Genomic DNA, 15,281 nt, shown 5'->3' with positions numbered 1-15,281 from the left:
CCTCACACCTCCAGCAGGCCCTTCGTGCTCTCCAGCTTTCCGCTCTCCTGAATTGCCCTTCCGAGAGCCACACCGAGGCCTTTAAATGCCGCCTCGATAACGTGGTGGGCATTGACCCCGCTCAGCGTTTTCACGTGGATTGTAGCCTTTAGAGACCTTGCTAATCCCCATAGGAATTCCCTGACGAGCGAAACCTCAAAACCCTCCTCACTTTCCTCAAAGGTCAGCTCAGCGCTCACGTAGGGCCTCCCCGAGATGTCCACCACGACGAGGACTAAAGCATCGTCCATGGGCATCGCCGCGTTCCCGAAGCGGGCAAACCTCTCCGGAAGCTTGGAGCGGAGCTCCTCGCCGAGGACTATACCAACGTCCTCCCACAGGTGGTGCCTGAGGTCGTAGCTGGCCTTAACGTTGGCTTCCCGCCCCATGTAAAAAAAGAGGGCGGTGAGGAGGTGGTCGAGGACTCCATCGCCCGTCCTTATCTCCCCGGCCACGTCGAGCTCCACCGTCACGTCGGTTTCCCTCGTTTTCCTCTTCATTTCCTCACCTCCATGCTCCTCCTGTGGAAGGCCATCCCCTCTATCTCGGCTAATCTAATTCCGAGCTCCCTCTCCGCAAGGAACTCCTCCCTGCCAACCTGGGCCAGGCTTATCGGCTTGAGGAAGTCCCTGACCGTCAGCACACCGCTGAACTTCGCGGCTCCTCCCGTCGGGAGGACGTGGTTGACGCCGAGGAAGTAATCTGCTGCCGGGACGGGAGTATAGCTGCCGAGGTAAATCGCGCCAGCGTTCTCGATGAGGTCAACGAGCTCCATTGGTTCTGCTGTGATTATCTCAAGGTGCTCCGGAGCGATTTCGTTGACCTTCCTGGCGCACTCCTCAAGTGTATCGCAGAGGACGACCTCTATTCCCTCGCGCGAGCAGTATTCGGCCAGCTCTTTCGAGGTGGTTAGAAGCCAAGCCCTGCTGTCCTTCCCGTGCTCAAGCTGGCTGAGAAGGTCAGCCAGGACGTACTCCCTCTCAGCGGTTTCGTCCGCTATCACCGCTATCTCCGAGGGCCCGGCCAGGCTGTCTATGCCGACGACACCGAAGACCTGCCTCTTGGCCTCGTTCACGAACTTATTTCCAGGCCCGAATATCTTGTCCACCTTCTTCATCCCTACTCCGTAGGCCATGGCCCCTATCGCCTGAACCCCGCCGAGCTTGTAGACCTCGTCTATGCCGAGCAGTTCCGCCACGTAGAGCACGTAGGGGTTCACCTTACCGTCTTTCGGCGGAATCGTCACGGCTATCTCCTTGACTCCGGCTATCTTCGCCGGCACCGCAACCATCATCAGCGTTGAGGGAAGGGGCTTTCCACCGGGGACGTAGATGCCTATCCTCCTTATCGGACGGTAGATGAGGCCGTAGAGGGAACCGTTTTTAACGAAAAGTTCCTCCTTCGGCTTCTGTCTCTCGTGGTACTCCCACAGGCGCTCAACTGTGCGGAGGATTATCTCCCTGTCCCTCTCAGGTATGCTCTCCACAGCTTCTCTAAACTCTTCTTCGGTTACGCGGAAGGGGCCGTCATAGCCGTCGAACTTCTTGGAGTACTCCACCACGGCTTCGATACCCCTCTTTCTGATGTCCCTCAAAATCTCTCTAACGTATTCCTCAAGGTCAAGTCCCATCCCTAATCACCTCCTTTATGGAAAAAACAAGCTCGTTTATCTCCTCAAACTTCGTCTTCTGGGCTATCCTGTTGACGAGGAGCAGAGCCGAGACGTCCATCACCTTGGTCACTTCAACGAGCCCGTTGGCCCGGAGTGTCTCGCCGGTCTCGACGATGTCCACTATCGCGTCGGCTATTCCGATCTTTGGGGCGAGCTCAATGCTCCCGTGGAGCTTCAGGATTTCCACTTCCACGCCGAGCCCTTCGAAGAAGCGCCTCGTTATCCTTGGATACTTTGTGGCTATCCGATAGCCGTCCATCTCCTCGGGCTCAGCGATCCTCTCCCCCGGCATGGCCAAGCTGAGCCTGCACTTCCCGAAGGGCAGTTCGAGGGGTACCAGAACGTCGCTCCCGCGCTCCTCAAGGACGTCGCTTCCAGTTATTCCAACGTCTATCCCGTACTCGACGTAAACCGGCACATCGAATGCCCTCGCCAGGAGAACTTCGTAGTTACCAACCCTTTCGATGAGCCTTCTTTCGCCCGGTGGCCTTAGACTGATTCCCGCTTTTTGGAGGAGGCCCAGTGAGCCCTGGAGGAGCCTCCCCTTGGGGAGGACGAACCTTATTGGGGCGCCGTTGGAGCGCTTCATTCACTCCACCTCCACCGGGATACCCATCCTCACGAGCCTCTTGGCCTCGGCAAAGACTTTCCCGGGCTCTCCTCTCAGCCTCTTCCGGTTCCTGTCTCCCTTCCTTTTGAAGAGCTTCGAGAGTGCTCCCATATCGAAGGCAAAGCCGAACGCTGGCTTCCCCTTGAAGGTGTACTCTCCCCCACCCCCTAGGGGCTTTCCGAGTTCCGGTGAGTAAACCTCGAAGAGTATGTCGCGGTAGTACGGCAGGGGCCTTACGGTTCCAAAGTCTATGAAGAGTCTCTCGTCGTTGACGGCTTGCACTATCCTGTCGAGCTTTTCGTAACCGCTCTCCTTTCCCCAGAAGTTGAAAAGCCTCCACAGCTCCTCTTTTTTCTCCCCGCTTATCGGGAGGCGCTCTATTATCTCAAAGTTCCTCCTCACGAGTGCCCTGTAGATTTCCTCCCGGAACTCCTTCACGTCCTCGGTCGCCTTCTCCCAGACCTTCAGGCTCCCTATGTCTATGTAGAACTCTTCTATCCCCAGGGCTTCGAGGGCGGTTATGGCCGTGAGCAGCACTTCCGCCGCCATCTTCGTGACGTCTCCGCCTATGTACTCCACCCCGGCCTGCCACTGTCCCCTTACACCACCGTCAAGAACCTCGCTGATGTAGTAGACCTTGAGCCTCTCAGGCGGCTCCTTGATGTTCTCCAGTATCTGCGACGTTATGTCCGGTTTTATAACGTAGAACCCGTTGTTGTAGGCGAATTTCGTCCCCTTTCTCAGATTCTCGCTGTACTCCTCGATGACGGGGAGGAAGACCTCCCGGTAGCCCCACAGCTCGAAGGTTCTCCTCAGATACTTTCCAATCTCCGATAACTTCTCTGACTCGGCCAGCAAACCCTTTCTCACACTAACCCCTCCTGAGTTTTATCCACAAGACAGAGGATGCCAGAACTATCCCGGTATAACGAAGTTCCAGAAGAGTCAATGATGGCGGTAGCTCACCAGAAGGGCCGGTACGCTAAGGCACCTCGCGTCTGAATACCTGAAATATCTCCCAACCGTCGCCTCTTTCCGGAACATCTTATTTCCCTCCATTGGTGCCCCCCATAGGTTGAAGGGGTTTAAAATATTATCCCTCGATTTATTGTCGTTTAATCAATCCCTCAGATTACAGCTGTCATTATGACAGGCCTGAGGATGGCTGAGGTTTCTACCCGAAGAACTTCGCTTGATATCATCCAAAAGGTTAATATCCTCCGGCGCTTATATTGTAGTGGTGATTCTTGATGGAGATAACGGACAAGGAAGTTTTTGAGATTGCCATAAACGCCGAAATAAGGGCAAAAGAGGCCTATGAAAAGCTCGCCTCACTGACCAAGAGCGACATTATACGGGATGAACTCCTGTTTCTCGCTAAGGAAGAGGACAAGCACCGCGAGATAATATCAAAGATGGCCGAGAAGTTTGAAGGCGAGAGAACCGAGCCGAAGAAGATAAACATCGACGTCATGGGCGAGTTCAGGGTCATAGCCGAGAAGATGGCCGAGGCGATCAAGAAGCCCGACGTTAACGTCGACGAGGTCTATGAAATAGCGATGCAGGCTGAGCTCGTCAGCGAGAAGCTCTACAATGAGTTGGCTGGCTACGCCGCCACCGAGAAGACGAAGCTCGTCCTTGAGATGCTCGCCGACATGGAGAGGAACCACTACAACATCCTCCGCAAGCAGTACGACTACATAACGCGCTACCCGGAGATATACAAGGAGGAGTTCTACGACCAGCTGATGAAGGACATAAACTTCAACTTCTGATTGCCCTCTACATTTTTCTTGGGAGCCTCCATCAGTTTTAAATACTATTGTAGTGAATTTGTATTGGTGGTGTGAATGGCGGAGAGGGTGAAATACCCGATCTCTGTGAGACTCCCGGGATATGTGGTCAAGAAAATAGACGAGCTGGTAATGAAAAAAGAGTTCAGGAGCCGCTCCGATTTTATCAAATTCGCTGTTACAGTAACTCTTGGCCAGATAATGTTGGAAGAAGCCAGAGAAGTGGCCAGAGGGCTCACACGAGATGATATTAAAGCCGAAGTGGAAGAAGCTCGAAGGATGCTGGCCAAGGGAGAATTCGATGACGAATGGCCGGAAGTGGAGAAGGTTTTGAAAGAGGTTGAAGGGGAATTTCGGAGGCTCACAGGTGCTGGGGAATGAGGGTCGTTATGGACACCAACGTCGTCCTGGCGGCTCTTCTCGTAAAGATCCTGGACGGCGAGTTTATAACGAACTACACTACTGAAGAGGCGTTGTATGAACTTAGCATCAAGATGGGCATCTTAGCCGAAAAGGGGAAGCTTTCGGAGGACTGGAAGAGAATCCTGGCGAGATACCTGAAGGGCTCGGTTGTGGTTCCCTCTTTTGAAACGTTTAACTTCTCCAGAGATCCGGACGATAATAAATGGCTGGGTATAGCCTATAAAGCGAAGGCTGAATACATCCTAACGTGGGACAAGGACCTCTTGGAGTTGAGGGGCGACAACAAAACTCTAAGCCTTGGAACCCACGTCGTCATGATACTCAAGCCGATCGAGTTCTACCATGAGGTTCTCAAGGCCGAATGCTGATGAACTCTGGCCTGCAATTACTTTTTTCAGTGTTCAGCTTGATTTGCATAATGAGTTTTGTCTTTGTAATTGATTGAGGTGTCTTGTTAAAACTCCCTAACACCGAAAGGCTAATAAACGATTAAGATGTAACATTGAGTGCAAAACCCCGTTTGGGGGGGCGATGGGAAATAGAATCCGATTGGACCCTTCTCGCGTACGAGGGGGCGATTCTATGAGGCGTCTGGCAGTGTTGGTAATAGTCCTTGTCTTGATGGTACCGCTCGTCTCGGCAACGCCCTACTGGTTCAAGGAAGGGATTTATGCGAAATACATTTCCAGGGGTCAGATGCTTACTATCGAGACCAATACTTCTGATGGATATATCACATACGCTTGTCAGGGGATTGAACTTACGTGGCGCGTCCTTAAAGTTACTGGAGATCGAGCCCAAATGTCCGTCCTTCTCCGAGGTTTTAACTGCACGAAAAGTGTTCAGAAAACCCTGGATGAGGAAACGGCAAGGGAGATACTCCGAAGGTATCAGGAGAAGTACAACTTCACCGGTGGGGAATGTCTGGAAATTAGCAGTCAGTTAAAGAACGTGACCATCTGCGAAAACAGCTATTCCGAGGTGGGAGTCAGTGGGAGAATAGGACTGACAATTGAGGAAGGGGTTGGTCATCTCTTTAACGAATCCCTTATACCCGAGACTCCCTCATGGGGAAATGCTTTTGAGCTCGACCTGAAGACGGGCGATATCTACGTCAACGGGAGTCCTGTGGGAAAGAACTTCCTCTGGACCGAAAACCCCGCCAACATCACAGGGCTTGAGATACTGCCGGGGCTGCAGGTTGAGAACGTCAAGATGATAAACTCGACTGCTTTGACATACTACGGCGACTTCAACGCTCCAGTTTACATGGCCCACACGAACATGATGAAGGGGGCGAGTGGCTTTGGAAAATGCGTCCTCCTCTACGACGGCTCAAGTGGTCTGGCAATAGCTTTCTTCACCCCTTTCAGTCCCCTGTGGAAAGTTCTTGGAATAAGTGAGGCTATGATCCAGGACACTGAGTTAGCGAGGGAGCACGAGGAGGAGATCAAAGAGAGCAACAAGATGCCGCCCTTCGGCCTCGTCCTGGCCGAGACCAACATAGACTTTACAAAGCCCGCGGAGCTCCCTGAGGAGGGGCCCTCAAAAACGGCTATCATTGCGGTTGTTGGTATCGTTGCCGTTCTCGGCGCGCTCTTCCTCTGGAGGTGGAGGCGGTGAAGGAAGTCCTCCGCTGGGAGCTCCGCTCTCCCTTAAATCTGGCCCTGGCTTCGGCCGGAGCGGTTCTCGTTGGAACCGTGATGAAGAGGTACTACCTGACCTGGAGCGCCGGTTCCCACGGCGGGCCTTACGGGGTGGGTATACTTGGTTCGGTCTTCCGCACGGCCTTCACCGGCGACGTTTACCTGCTCCTGGCTATACTCGTGCCCTTCATAATAACCCTGGCGGTGAGGCTCGAAAGGGACGAGGGGGTTGCCCTCTCGGTGTACTCCCTCCCAGTTTCGAGGGTTAGAATCCTCCTCGCCAAGTTCCTGGCGGCTTTTCTCGTGCTCTTCATCTTTGTCTTTGCGGTTTATCTCCTCGTCTTTGCCCTGCACTTCTCGGCAACTCCAAGTGCGGTGCTCAGCGTCCTGAAAATCCACACCGCTCCAATGGTGTTCTTCTACCTCTCCGTCCTGCTCTTCATGACCTCGGTCGCGGCCCTGATAGCGATAGCATCACCGAACACCTACGTCTCCATCTTCGGTGGATTCATAGCGCTCTACCTTCCGGAGTTTCTGGGGACGGGGTGGTACGGGCCGGTGCCATGGAGGAATGTCCTGATAGACTACAAATCCGCGACGATTTCAGCGTGGTCTGACCCGGTGTTTTCGTGGACTTTCCTGAAGATGACCCTCTTCCCGGCGCTGGCGTTCCTTGTCCTTTACATACTTGTCGGCAACTGGAGGGACGTGAGATGAAGCTTTTCAGGGCTCTCCTCCTCACCCTCATGCTCGTCTCGCTTGTAAGCTTTGGCCTGCAGTCGAACCTCAAACCGAGCGACGTCCACTACAAAACGGTCTTCGTGTCCGGGAGGGAAGCGACCGCCGTTTACATATCATCAATGGCGTCGGTGAAGCTCTACGCCGTTGGAACCGGGGAGTTCAAGGTGAAGGACCTGCAGACGGGGGAGACGATATTCGCCGGAGAGGTAAGGAACAGCAGTGCATTTGCCCTGATCTTCCCCAATCCCGGCTTCTACGAGTTCAGCGGTAACTCCAGTCAGGGCATCACGATAACGATAACCCCAATTGACGTAGGCTTCCCGGGGAAGCAGAAGTCGGCACACCTGTGGGCTTCGGCCTTATTCGGGGGGCTTTTAGCGCTTACCCTGCTTGGAGGTGGAAGGAGATGAGCGCAATAATCGAGGCAAGGGATCTTCACAAGCACTTTGGGCCGATAAAAGCCCTGCAGGGGGTTACGGTGGAGATACTGGAAGGTCTGACGCTGATCCTCGGGCCCAACGGTGGTGGAAAGAGCACCTTCATGAAGGTCTCGCTGGGCCTCTACAAGCCGACTAAGGGAACCGTGAAGCTCCTCGGAAAGAACCCCTGGAAACACCCGGATGTGAGGAAGGGCATCGGGGTGGCCTTCGACCCAGGGAGGTTCCCGAAGCTAACTACCGGAAGGGAATGGCTGGAGTTCATAGCCAGGGCACGAGGGGCAGATAGGAGCGATGTGGAAAAGGCCGCCCGACTCTTCGGCATCGAAGACGCCCTCGACAGGCGCATAGAGGGCTACTCCTCGGGAATGCTGAAGAGGCTGAGCCTTGCCCAGGCCTTTGTGGGGGGACCCGACGTGATATTCCTCGACGAGCCCCTGGCCAACGTGGACTTCGAGAGCGTCGCCGAAATCGTGCGGGTCATATGCAAATGGAAGGGAAAGGGCAGGAGCTTCGTCATCATAAGCCACATATGGGAGCCCTTTGAGGGGCTGGCAGATTACGGGGTGGTCATCAGCGGCGGGAAGGTCTATCTAAAGGGGGAGTTCAGGGAGATAGCCGATGACGTGGCCGAAATGTTCCGACCGCTGGGGATCAAGAACGGCAGCCCCGGCTGAGGTCATCCCCCGAACTCCCCGTTCACCGCTATCCAGCCCACGTAGATTAGAAAGGCCAGCACGGAGTACTCCATGAATGCCGCGAGTCTCTGGTTCCTCTTTTCTACCTTCTTTGCCAGAACCTCCGTTCCCGCGTAGGTGTGGAGGAGCAGGAGCGAGACGAAGCCCAGTTTAACCAGCCGGCTGAGGTGGATAGCTTGAGAGCGTGAAAAGGTCAAGAGCCCCAGCGAGGCGTTTCTTGCTGCCTCGCTCGTCAGCCCGTAGCCGCTTATGACGAGCAGCCCAGCAAAGAGGAGCAGGGGCAGGGACGTCCACTCTACAATCGCTATGGCCGTTTTTGCCTTCATGCCCTCACCTACCCGGCGACGAGCCATCTGTTATGTATGCATCGTCTGGGTAACCTGCACTCTCCCACGTGCCCTTGAAGTCGTAGCTCACGAGCTCGATTTTCGTGGGGTACTTTATCCACTTGTATCCCCACCTGCCCGGAGCGACTATCCTGGGGGTTATCGGCTCGCCGTTGAGTTCATAGGCTATGATGATGTCCTCTTCCCTCATCACTGTATCAAGGTAGAAGTCCGTCGTAAAACCGTCGCTGGCGTAGAGGGCCACCTTGTATGCCCCGCCCGCGGGCTTTGCCAGCTCAAGGACTGTCTTTAGTGGAACGCCCTTCCACGTCCCGTTCTTCCTGACCTTCCCGGGTTCGCCGACGCAGTAGAGCGCCGCCTCCACCTCCTTTGAGGGGAGCTTTGAGAGCTCGTCGTAGGTGAGGTTGTAGGGCCTTTCAACGAGCCCCGTGACCTGGATGACCCCTTCAATCGGAGAGCCGTAATCCCCGGTTTTCGATTCCTTCATCCCGTTTCCGGCCAGGAGGTACGTCCCGCCGAGGAGGAGTATGATTGTAAAAAATGCGAAAACGTCCTTTCTCATAACATCACGACCTTGCCCAAAGTAGGGCCTTAACTGCCCTACTCATCGGTGTATAAAAGGGTTCTTGGGCAGTTCTGGGTACTGAATGGTTTATGCCTTCTTGAGCACCACGAACTCCTTATAGTCCATCACCTTGGTGAAGCCCTTTCTTATATAATATGAATAAGCCTCAAGCTCCGGGAAGGTTATCACGTAGGGAACCTTTCCGAGCTCCCTGAGGCGCTGGATGGCAAATTCCAGCAGCCGGGAGCCGTATCCCCTGCCCTTGTACGCCGGATCGACCATGAAGAACTCGACGAGCCCCGTCCTCCCGTCCTTGATTTCGTCCGGCACCCACCAGACGTCCTTGCCTTCGAGGTTGTAGACGAGGGCAACCGTTCCGGCGATTTTTCCTTCGTCGTCCCTTAGAACGTAGAGCTCGTCAAACTCCTTTCCGAGGCGGAACTCAAGGAACGGTTCGTAAACTTCTCTGAATCCCTCAAAATCGTCCGTTGATGGCTTGTTCTCCACCCACTCCAGCGCGGGATAGGCCCCGTTCGTCCCCTGGTAGACCCTGAAGACGAAGCGAACCAGTTCGTCCTTAAGGCTAAGCGGCTCATCCACCCTCTCAATCCTCATAACTGTCCACCAAAGGTTATTATGTGTGGAGTTCCTAAAGTTTTTTGGTGGTATTATGAACGAGCTTGAAGCTTTAGCTCTAGCCCTTGAGGTTGAAAAGGCGGAGCTCAACTTCTACATACGCCTGGCAAGAAAGGCCAGCGATGAGAGGGCCAAGAGGATGTTCCTCTTTCTGGCAAGGGAAGAGGCGGAACACTGGGGCATCTTTGAGGAGAAGTTCGTCGAGAAACTAATAGATGAATGCAAACCCCCCGTCGTTGACGGATCCATGCTGGAGAGGCTCCTCGTCAGTGTGGATGAGGAAGACCTTAGCGAAGTGGATGCTGTCAGGATAGGCATGGAGCAGGAAAAGCTGACATGGGAGTTCTATGAGAAGGCCGCGAGGGAAGCGGAAAGCGAGTCGGTGAGGAGGGTCTTTGAAGAGCTGGCGAGGGTGGAGAAGGCCCACTACGAACTCCTGAAAGCTCAATACGACTCGGTGATGAAGACCGGCATCTGGATGGACTACCAGGACTTCAGCCTTGAGGTGGACTGAATTCCTGCTCTCCACTGCCAGGGCGTGAACCTCGGACTCCAATGATATCTGGCAAAACTTCAGGGGCTTCCAGTAGCTGGACGTCGTGCCTTTTACGGAGCTCCCTGCGCAGCCAGTACGAATGCTCCACTCCAACCAGGACCAGCATCTTACCGTCCGTCTTCCCCTCATTTGCCTTGAGGATCTGTTCCAAAAATATCCATTCCACTTTTCCCATGCAGCTTTCTCATCTTTGCCGAACAGCGAATTCTGGTAGTTCCTTTTGATCTCGAAATGCCTGTCCGTCTCGTGAGAGTTGACATCGAGAACCGAACCCCACCAGTTGAAAAGCACGCCGTATAGAGCTTCCACGTAGAGTTTAAAGTGTTCCAGTGCTTGGGGATTGCTCTCCTTCAGGTTCTTCATTGATCTCTTTGCCATCCCTATGAGTTCGGAATACTTCGGCTCGGGCGGTTCGAGGGGGATAACCTCGCACTTCAGTTTATCAATCAGGGGATAAACGCTTTTCTGGTACTCCTGCTTTATTGTCTGTGGCACCCTGCCATCAACGTCTGAAGGCCTCAGCTCAACGGCGAGGATGTCCGGTGAAAATGCCTCGATTATGTTTGAAAGGTGCTCGTATGTGTAGTAATCCACGTGGCCGTGGAACTGGTGCAAGGTAGAGAGAACTAAAACTTTCATAATATCACGTCCTTTGTAGTGTTTAGAGAACATGTACTATAAAAGACTTTGCCATAGAATTGTTTCCACGCTTCCAGACGAAAAAAGAGAATTAATGCGCGGCCCTTCTGTATTTTGCACTTCATTTCACCAAAACGTTGACGAGCTTAACGTCTCGGCCGATCTTCTCCCGGATTCTTTCTATTATCTCAGGGTCGTTGAGGTCGACGACTTCTCCCTCGCTTATCAGGTTAATATGTGGCTCGGTGTTCAGTTCGACTCTCGTCTCCCCGTCCAGGGAGAAGAGTTCGAGCAGGCCAAGCTCTTTCAGCGTTAGGACGTTGGAATACAGGGTGGAGAAGCTCACGGTCGGAAATTCCTCCCTGATTTCATCGAGAACCTCTTTGAGGGACGGGTGTTCGCCCCCGATTCTGTCGAGTATCTCCACCAGTTTGAGCCTCTGGGGGGTGAGCTTGTAGTTATGCTCTTTGAGCCTCTTAATGGCTTTTTTCTTCCACATGGTTCAGGGCTATGATGACGAGTTTATAAGTCTTTCTAATTAGAACTAATTTCGAGATAGAAAAATTTATTAAGTAGAAATACCTAGGGTTTTCGGTGAAAACCTATGTCTGAACACAACCGAAGACTTGTTGAGAAGGCCGGAATAGACGTGGAAAAACTTCTGGATATGTTGGTAAGGGCCGCAGCCGCGGAGTTTACGACCTATTACTACTACACGGTTCTGAGGAACCATGCGGCAGGCATGGAGGGCGAGACGATAAAGGAGATAATCGAGGATGCCCGCCTTGAGGACAGGAACCACTTTGAGGCGCTGGTGCCTAGGATATACGAGCTTGGCGGTGAGCTCCCGAGGGACATCGTTGACTTCTCCAAGATGGCCTGGTGCCGCGACGCTTACCTCCCCGAGGAGCCGACCGTTGAGAACATCCTCAAGGTTCTCCTTGAGGCAGAGCGCTGTGCAGTCGGCGTTTACACCGAGATATGCAAGTACACCTTTGGGAAAGACCCGAGGACGTACGACCTGGCTCTAGCAATACTCCACGAGGAGATAGAGCACGAGGCATGGTTTGAGGAGCTCCTTACAGGAAAGCCGAGCGGCCACTTCAGAAGAACCAAGCCTGGAGAGAGCCCCTTCGTCTCGAAGTTCCTGAGGTGAAAGGGTTATTAACCTCCGGACGTATTACCCTGTGGTGGTACCATGCTCGCTGAAAAGCCCTACCTCCTGGGGAGGGAAAAGCCCCTCTCAAAGAGGGAAATAGCCCAGGCCTTACGCTGGGCCATCGAGGCCGAGCTCGACGCTATAAGCTTCTACGAACAGCTGGCGGAGCTCATAGAGGACGAAAGGATAAAGCACATCTTCTACGACGTCGCCAACGAGGAGAAGGAGCACTTCGGTGAGTTCCTGGCGGCGCTATTTGAAGTTGATAAGGAGTTAGCAAAGTACATGAAGGAAGGCTTCGAGGAAGTTGAGGAAGAGACCGGCATAAAGGTCGAACTGTGACCTCTTCATTCCTCTTTTCCCTCGCTTCCTTTCGATTCTCGTGCACTAAGCAGTGGGTTGATGCACCCTTTTGCTCAATGAAAAACGTTATTAAGGTTCGACGTTCATATAGTTCTGGTGATGTGCATGATTGAACCACTTGTTAAGAGGGCCTACGAGACCGAAAAGAAGGCCGCCGCGAGCTACACGGACGGTCTCGGCCTCATAAGAGGGCAGGGTCTGAAGTACACCAAGGTTGAGGAAGTCGTCGGCAGGATAGCCGTAGACACGATAATACACAAGCACCTGATGAAGGCCATTCTGGAGGCCCAGAAGGAGCTGGAGAAGCTCGCGGGAGAAGGGCCCATAGAGGAGGTCAAGGAGGTCGAACTTGTACCGGAGCAGAAGGCCCTGGTCAAGCGCTTTGCCGAGATGCATCTGGAGATTGAAAAGGACATGATAGAGACCTACCAGAGGATGGCCGAGAAGATGACCCACCCCCTGTTTAAAGGCCTCGCCGAGGCACTTATTGAAAACGAGAAGGAGCACCACAGGATTCTTGCGGAGCTGATAGCAAAGTACAGGGAGTAAATAACGGAGGCGTATCCCTTTCTGGCTTCTTTTTAATTTGTGGGTTGAAAAAGAAAAACTGGACTACGGTCCGACGTGCATCATCTGGCTGTACATCTCCCAGTCGAGGAGGAGCTCGTATTCGGCGCGTAGGGTGTAATAGTGACCCTTCTCCATGTCGCTGAGGTAGCGCATGAGCCTTTTCCTGTCATCGGTCTCCACGATTTTTTCGATTTCCTCGTAGAAGTGAGCCGCTATCTCCTCGGCACGCATAGCCCAGCGTATGAGTTCTATGATGTCTTGAGCACTATGAAGCTCCCTTGCCACGGGCTTCAGTTCGGGCCCTATGTGCTCCTTCGGGAAGAATACCCCCTTTCCGGGGAACATGCTCTCGTACATCTTTCTCAGGAGCGCCTCGTGCTTGCCCTCCTCGCCGGCGAGCCACTCAATCTTTTCCTTTAAGGACTCAACCTCTATCCTCTCTGCAAGGCTCTGGTAGAATTTCCTTGCTCCTATCTCAGCCTTTATGGCCATCCCGAGGAGCTCCTCAAGGGAGAAGTCCTTGACCTTTTCGAGGGGAAGCCCCTCGTCTAACTCTGGTGGAACCATAACTCATCCCTCCTCCAGTAAGAGTCCAAGTTCATTATATACCCTTATCCTATTAAACCCTTCCTCCTTCAAAATTTGGATTATGTCGTTGAGAATTCTCTCCTGCACGTTTATAGCCAGCATCTGGCAGAAATGGCACTCCGGCGTTGAGCGGGCTATGAGGAGAAACACATCCACGTTTTCACCTTCCACGGTCAGCCCATAGAGGAGTCCCTCATCGACTATGTTCAACCCGGTCTCTGGGTCATGGACGTTTCGAAGAATCTGGACTACCCTGGAAACCTCTGCCGGCAGGTCTCTTTTTGGCCCCTTTTTGGGCTTCTTCTTTGTCCTGAAGAGTTCAAATAGTCCCAAGGCTCATACCTTCTCCGTGCTTATATCCTCGATGGTGTATCCCTTCCTGTTCTCAAAAACTCCAACGGGGTTGTTCTTGAGGTCGTAGACGTAGACTTTCTGGAACTTCACCAGGGCAAAGCGCTCGATTATGTCCCCGATTATCTTTGAGTATGCTATAGCACTGGCACCGGTTATGTTGTACTCGGCGTGGCTCTCGAAGTTGAGCCAGACCCTGAGGGTATCCCCGGAAACCTCAAGCCCCGCAACCACTCCCGAGTCGAGTATGTCTCCCCCAGTAACGGGGTCGGTTATCTTCGCGAGCTCGTCGAGGACAGCCCTGTAGTGCTGGGGCCACTCCCTGCCGGGCATGTAAACCTTCATTTTCCTCACCTTGGGGGAGTTGGAGTGTCCAGTTATAAGCTTTCCTGGGCAGTTCTGGGGAAGCGTTCTCTAAGGACGCCGTGGAGCGCAACTAGTATTGCGACCCAGAGGGCGGTCGAGATGATGTACAGCCCCATGGCGACCGGATTTCCGGGTTCAGCTGCATTCAGGGGCACGAAAAGGGTGAACAGCCACGCTGAGAGCCTCGCCGCCCTGCTGTGGGGCTGGGGGGTGTGGACGTAGAAGGCTGCGGCGTCCATAAGTATCACAACGGCTATGGCAGAGAACGATTCGATAACATACAGGGTCCTGTTTCCACTCAGCACGAGCGAGCCCACTATTACCGCCACCTGGATGAGCATTTCCGGCTTCGCCCTCACGAGGCCGCTTTCGGAAAGGGCGTAGACTATCAGGGCCGGCCCGAGAATGGCGGGCAGTGCCATGACCTCTGTCCCCCTACCCCGCATCAGCCCGATAAATCCGAGCGCCGTCAGGAGCCCGCCGAGGAACATGAACCGTGAGATACTCTTTGTCCCGAGCCGGAACTTCTCTATATCCCTTGAAAGGTTCCACGTCAGAAAAATCCCGAGAAGGACCAGGATTCCACCGACGCTCATGATAACGTGGTACTGGTACATCTTCTATCATCTCAGTCATTCCTTGTGAAGTACCGTTATCTGCAGTATAAATAAACCTTCCGGGCTCATGGAGAAACATTAAAAAGAGGGGGTTGGGGCGAAAAGGAAAGGTTCACTCAAGCGTGACCTCGTTCTCCCAGAGGCCGTGTATGTTGCAGTAGCTCAGGGCGTAGAGCTTGCCTTTCTTGGCAGTTCTGAAGAAGAAGACCGCCCTCGGCTCGGTCAGCGGGTCACCGTGGTTTGTGAAGGCGACCCTTCCGACGAGGATCGGGAAGTTCTCCCCCTCGGGGTGGAAGTAGAGCTCGATCCAGGCGATGTGGTGCTCTGGCGTGTTGGGGTGCGGTATCTCCTTGCCGACCTGGACTTCCACCTTAACGAGGTCGCCCTCCTTCTCGTACTCTATAACGGGGACGTGCTTCTCCCCCTTCCAGTCTCCACTCCTTATGGTTCCGCTTATCATCCCCA

At 53.7% G+C, this 15,281-nt stretch carries 24 protein-coding genes; 11 read left to right on the top strand and 13 right to left on the bottom strand.

The window, feature by feature from the left end; translation table 11 throughout:
- Positions 1-2: 2 nt before the first annotated feature.
- Genes hisB through A3L14_RS07445 form a run of 4 tightly spaced genes read right to left on the bottom strand, consistent with a single transcriptional unit; the run spans position 3 to position 3,191 of the window.
- Positions 3-539 (bottom strand): imidazoleglycerol-phosphate dehydratase HisB, encoded by a 537-nt coding sequence (gene hisB, locus A3L14_RS07460; protein ID WP_055429791.1) that lies wholly within the window; start codon positions 537-539, stop codon positions 3-5.
- Complete coding sequence (gene hisD / locus A3L14_RS07455) at positions 536-1,669, bottom strand: histidinol dehydrogenase (RefSeq protein ID WP_055429790.1); 1,134 nt, start codon at positions 1,667-1,669, stop codon at positions 536-538. Before hisD ends, hisB begins: the two co-directional genes overlap by 4 nt.
- Positions 1,659-2,276, bottom strand: a complete 618-nt coding sequence (gene hisG / locus A3L14_RS07450) for an ATP phosphoribosyltransferase (protein ID WP_055429810.1) — start codon at positions 2,274-2,276, stop codon at positions 1,659-1,661. The genes hisD and hisG overlap by 11 nt, the downstream gene beginning before the upstream one ends.
- Positions 2,277-2,300: 24 nt before the next feature.
- Entirely contained in the window at positions 2,301-3,191 is an 891-nt protein-coding gene (locus A3L14_RS07445; RefSeq protein ID WP_055429789.1) for an ATP phosphoribosyltransferase regulatory subunit, read from the bottom strand.
- Between the two features lie 380 nt (positions 3,192-3,571).
- Here A3L14_RS07445 and A3L14_RS07440 point away from each other — a divergent pair, with 380 nt between their 5' ends.
- The 7 genes from A3L14_RS07440 to A3L14_RS07410 all read left to right on the top strand — a co-directional run bounded on the left by A3L14_RS07440 (position 3,572) and on the right by A3L14_RS07410 (position 8,038).
- Positions 3,572-4,096, top strand: a complete 525-nt coding sequence (locus A3L14_RS07440) for a ferritin-like domain-containing protein (protein ID WP_055429788.1) — start codon at positions 3,572-3,574, stop codon at positions 4,094-4,096.
- A 75-nt stretch (positions 4,097-4,171) separates the two neighbouring features.
- Positions 4,172-4,495 carry a hypothetical protein gene (locus A3L14_RS07435; RefSeq protein ID WP_055429787.1) on the top strand — a complete coding sequence of 108 codons (324 nt, stop codon included), beginning with the start codon at positions 4,172-4,174 and terminating at the stop codon, positions 4,493-4,495.
- Positions 4,492-4,905: a putative toxin-antitoxin system toxin component, PIN family gene (locus A3L14_RS07430; RefSeq protein WP_055429786.1), complete on the top strand. Its 414-nt coding sequence runs from the start codon at positions 4,492-4,494 to the stop codon at positions 4,903-4,905. The genes A3L14_RS07435 and A3L14_RS07430 overlap by 4 nt, the downstream gene beginning before the upstream one ends.
- Positions 4,906-5,119: 214 nt before the next feature.
- Complete coding sequence (locus A3L14_RS07425; protein ID WP_074631173.1) at positions 5,120-6,160, top strand: hypothetical protein; 1,041 nt, start codon at positions 5,120-5,122, stop codon at positions 6,158-6,160.
- The gene (locus A3L14_RS07420; RefSeq protein ID WP_055429785.1) at positions 6,157-6,900 is read left to right on the top strand and encodes an ABC transporter permease; all 744 of its coding nucleotides are present in this window, start codon (positions 6,157-6,159) and stop codon (positions 6,898-6,900) included. Before A3L14_RS07425 ends, A3L14_RS07420 begins: the two co-directional genes overlap by 4 nt.
- Complete coding sequence (locus A3L14_RS07415) at positions 6,897-7,334, top strand: hypothetical protein (RefSeq protein WP_055429784.1); 438 nt, start codon at positions 6,897-6,899, stop codon at positions 7,332-7,334. The genes A3L14_RS07420 and A3L14_RS07415 overlap by 4 nt, the downstream gene beginning before the upstream one ends.
- Complete coding sequence (locus A3L14_RS07410) at positions 7,331-8,038, top strand: ABC transporter ATP-binding protein (protein WP_198300085.1); 708 nt, start codon at positions 7,331-7,333, stop codon at positions 8,036-8,038. The genes A3L14_RS07415 and A3L14_RS07410 overlap by 4 nt, the downstream gene beginning before the upstream one ends.
- A 2-nt stretch (positions 8,039-8,040) precedes the next feature.
- Here A3L14_RS07410 and A3L14_RS07405 read toward each other — a convergent pair whose 3' ends face one another.
- From A3L14_RS07405 to A3L14_RS07395, 3 genes are all read right to left on the bottom strand, one after another.
- Entirely contained in the window at positions 8,041-8,385 is a 345-nt protein-coding gene (locus A3L14_RS07405; protein ID WP_055429783.1) for a hypothetical protein, read from the bottom strand.
- 4 nt (positions 8,386-8,389) lie between these two features.
- Positions 8,390-8,968 (bottom strand): molybdopterin-dependent oxidoreductase, encoded by a 579-nt coding sequence (locus tag A3L14_RS07400; protein WP_055429782.1) that lies wholly within the window; start codon positions 8,966-8,968, stop codon positions 8,390-8,392.
- Between the two features lie 90 nt (positions 8,969-9,058).
- Positions 9,059-9,586: a GNAT family N-acetyltransferase gene (locus A3L14_RS07395; protein WP_055429781.1), complete on the bottom strand. Its 528-nt coding sequence runs from the start codon at positions 9,584-9,586 to the stop codon at positions 9,059-9,061.
- Between the two features lie 55 nt (positions 9,587-9,641).
- Between A3L14_RS07395 and A3L14_RS07390 the strand changes: the two genes are divergently transcribed.
- Positions 9,642-10,121, top strand: a complete 480-nt coding sequence (locus tag A3L14_RS07390; RefSeq protein ID WP_055429780.1) for a ferritin family protein — start codon at positions 9,642-9,644, stop codon at positions 10,119-10,121.
- A gap of 802 nt (positions 10,122-10,923) precedes the next feature.
- Here the strand turns inward: A3L14_RS07390 and A3L14_RS07380 are convergent.
- On the bottom strand, positions 10,924-11,301 hold the full coding sequence (locus A3L14_RS07380; RefSeq protein ID WP_055429778.1) for a Fur family transcriptional regulator: 378 nt from the start codon (positions 11,299-11,301) through the stop codon (positions 10,924-10,926).
- 105 nt (positions 11,302-11,406) lie between these two features.
- Here A3L14_RS07380 and dps point away from each other — a divergent pair, with 105 nt between their 5' ends.
- The 3 genes from dps (at position 11,407) to A3L14_RS07365 (ending at position 12,873) form a co-directional block, all read left to right on the top strand.
- Positions 11,407-11,958: a DNA protection during starvation protein gene (dps, locus tag A3L14_RS07375; protein ID WP_055429777.1), complete on the top strand. Its 552-nt coding sequence runs from the start codon at positions 11,407-11,409 to the stop codon at positions 11,956-11,958.
- A gap of 42 nt (positions 11,959-12,000) precedes the next feature.
- Positions 12,001-12,303 carry a ferritin family protein gene (locus A3L14_RS07370; RefSeq protein WP_055429776.1) on the top strand — a complete coding sequence of 101 codons (303 nt, stop codon included), beginning with the start codon at positions 12,001-12,003 and terminating at the stop codon, positions 12,301-12,303.
- Positions 12,304-12,423: 120 nt separating this feature from the next.
- The gene (locus A3L14_RS07365) at positions 12,424-12,873 is read left to right on the top strand and encodes a ferritin family protein (protein ID WP_232473451.1); all 450 of its coding nucleotides are present in this window, start codon (positions 12,424-12,426) and stop codon (positions 12,871-12,873) included.
- A gap of 63 nt (positions 12,874-12,936) precedes the next feature.
- Here A3L14_RS07365 and A3L14_RS07360 read toward each other — a convergent pair whose 3' ends face one another.
- From A3L14_RS07360 to A3L14_RS07340, 5 genes are all read right to left on the bottom strand, one after another.
- Positions 12,937-13,461, bottom strand: coding sequence for a ferritin family protein (locus A3L14_RS07360; protein ID WP_055429774.1), 525 nt, complete (start codon positions 13,459-13,461; stop codon positions 12,937-12,939).
- Between the two features lie 3 nt (positions 13,462-13,464).
- Positions 13,465-13,815 carry an iron-sulfur cluster assembly protein gene (locus tag A3L14_RS07355; RefSeq protein ID WP_055429773.1) on the bottom strand — a complete coding sequence of 117 codons (351 nt, stop codon included), beginning with the start codon at positions 13,813-13,815 and terminating at the stop codon, positions 13,465-13,467.
- A gap of 3 nt (positions 13,816-13,818) precedes the next feature.
- Complete coding sequence (locus A3L14_RS07350; protein WP_055429772.1) at positions 13,819-14,178, bottom strand: iron-sulfur cluster assembly protein; 360 nt, start codon at positions 14,176-14,178, stop codon at positions 13,819-13,821.
- A gap of 32 nt (positions 14,179-14,210) precedes the next feature.
- On the bottom strand, positions 14,211-14,816 hold the full coding sequence (locus tag A3L14_RS07345) for a hypothetical protein (RefSeq protein WP_088886121.1): 606 nt from the start codon (positions 14,814-14,816) through the stop codon (positions 14,211-14,213).
- A 112-nt stretch (positions 14,817-14,928) separates the two neighbouring features.
- Entirely contained in the window at positions 14,929-15,276 is a 348-nt protein-coding gene (locus A3L14_RS07340) for a class II SORL domain-containing protein (RefSeq protein WP_055429770.1), read from the bottom strand.
- Positions 15,277-15,281 lie beyond the last annotated feature (5 nt).

Source organism: Thermococcus thioreducens, from assembly GCF_002214545.1.
Classification (GTDB): Archaea; Methanobacteriota_B; Thermococci; order Thermococcales; family Thermococcaceae; genus Thermococcus; species Thermococcus thioreducens.
This window is presented reverse-complemented; position numbering and strand designations above follow the sequence as displayed.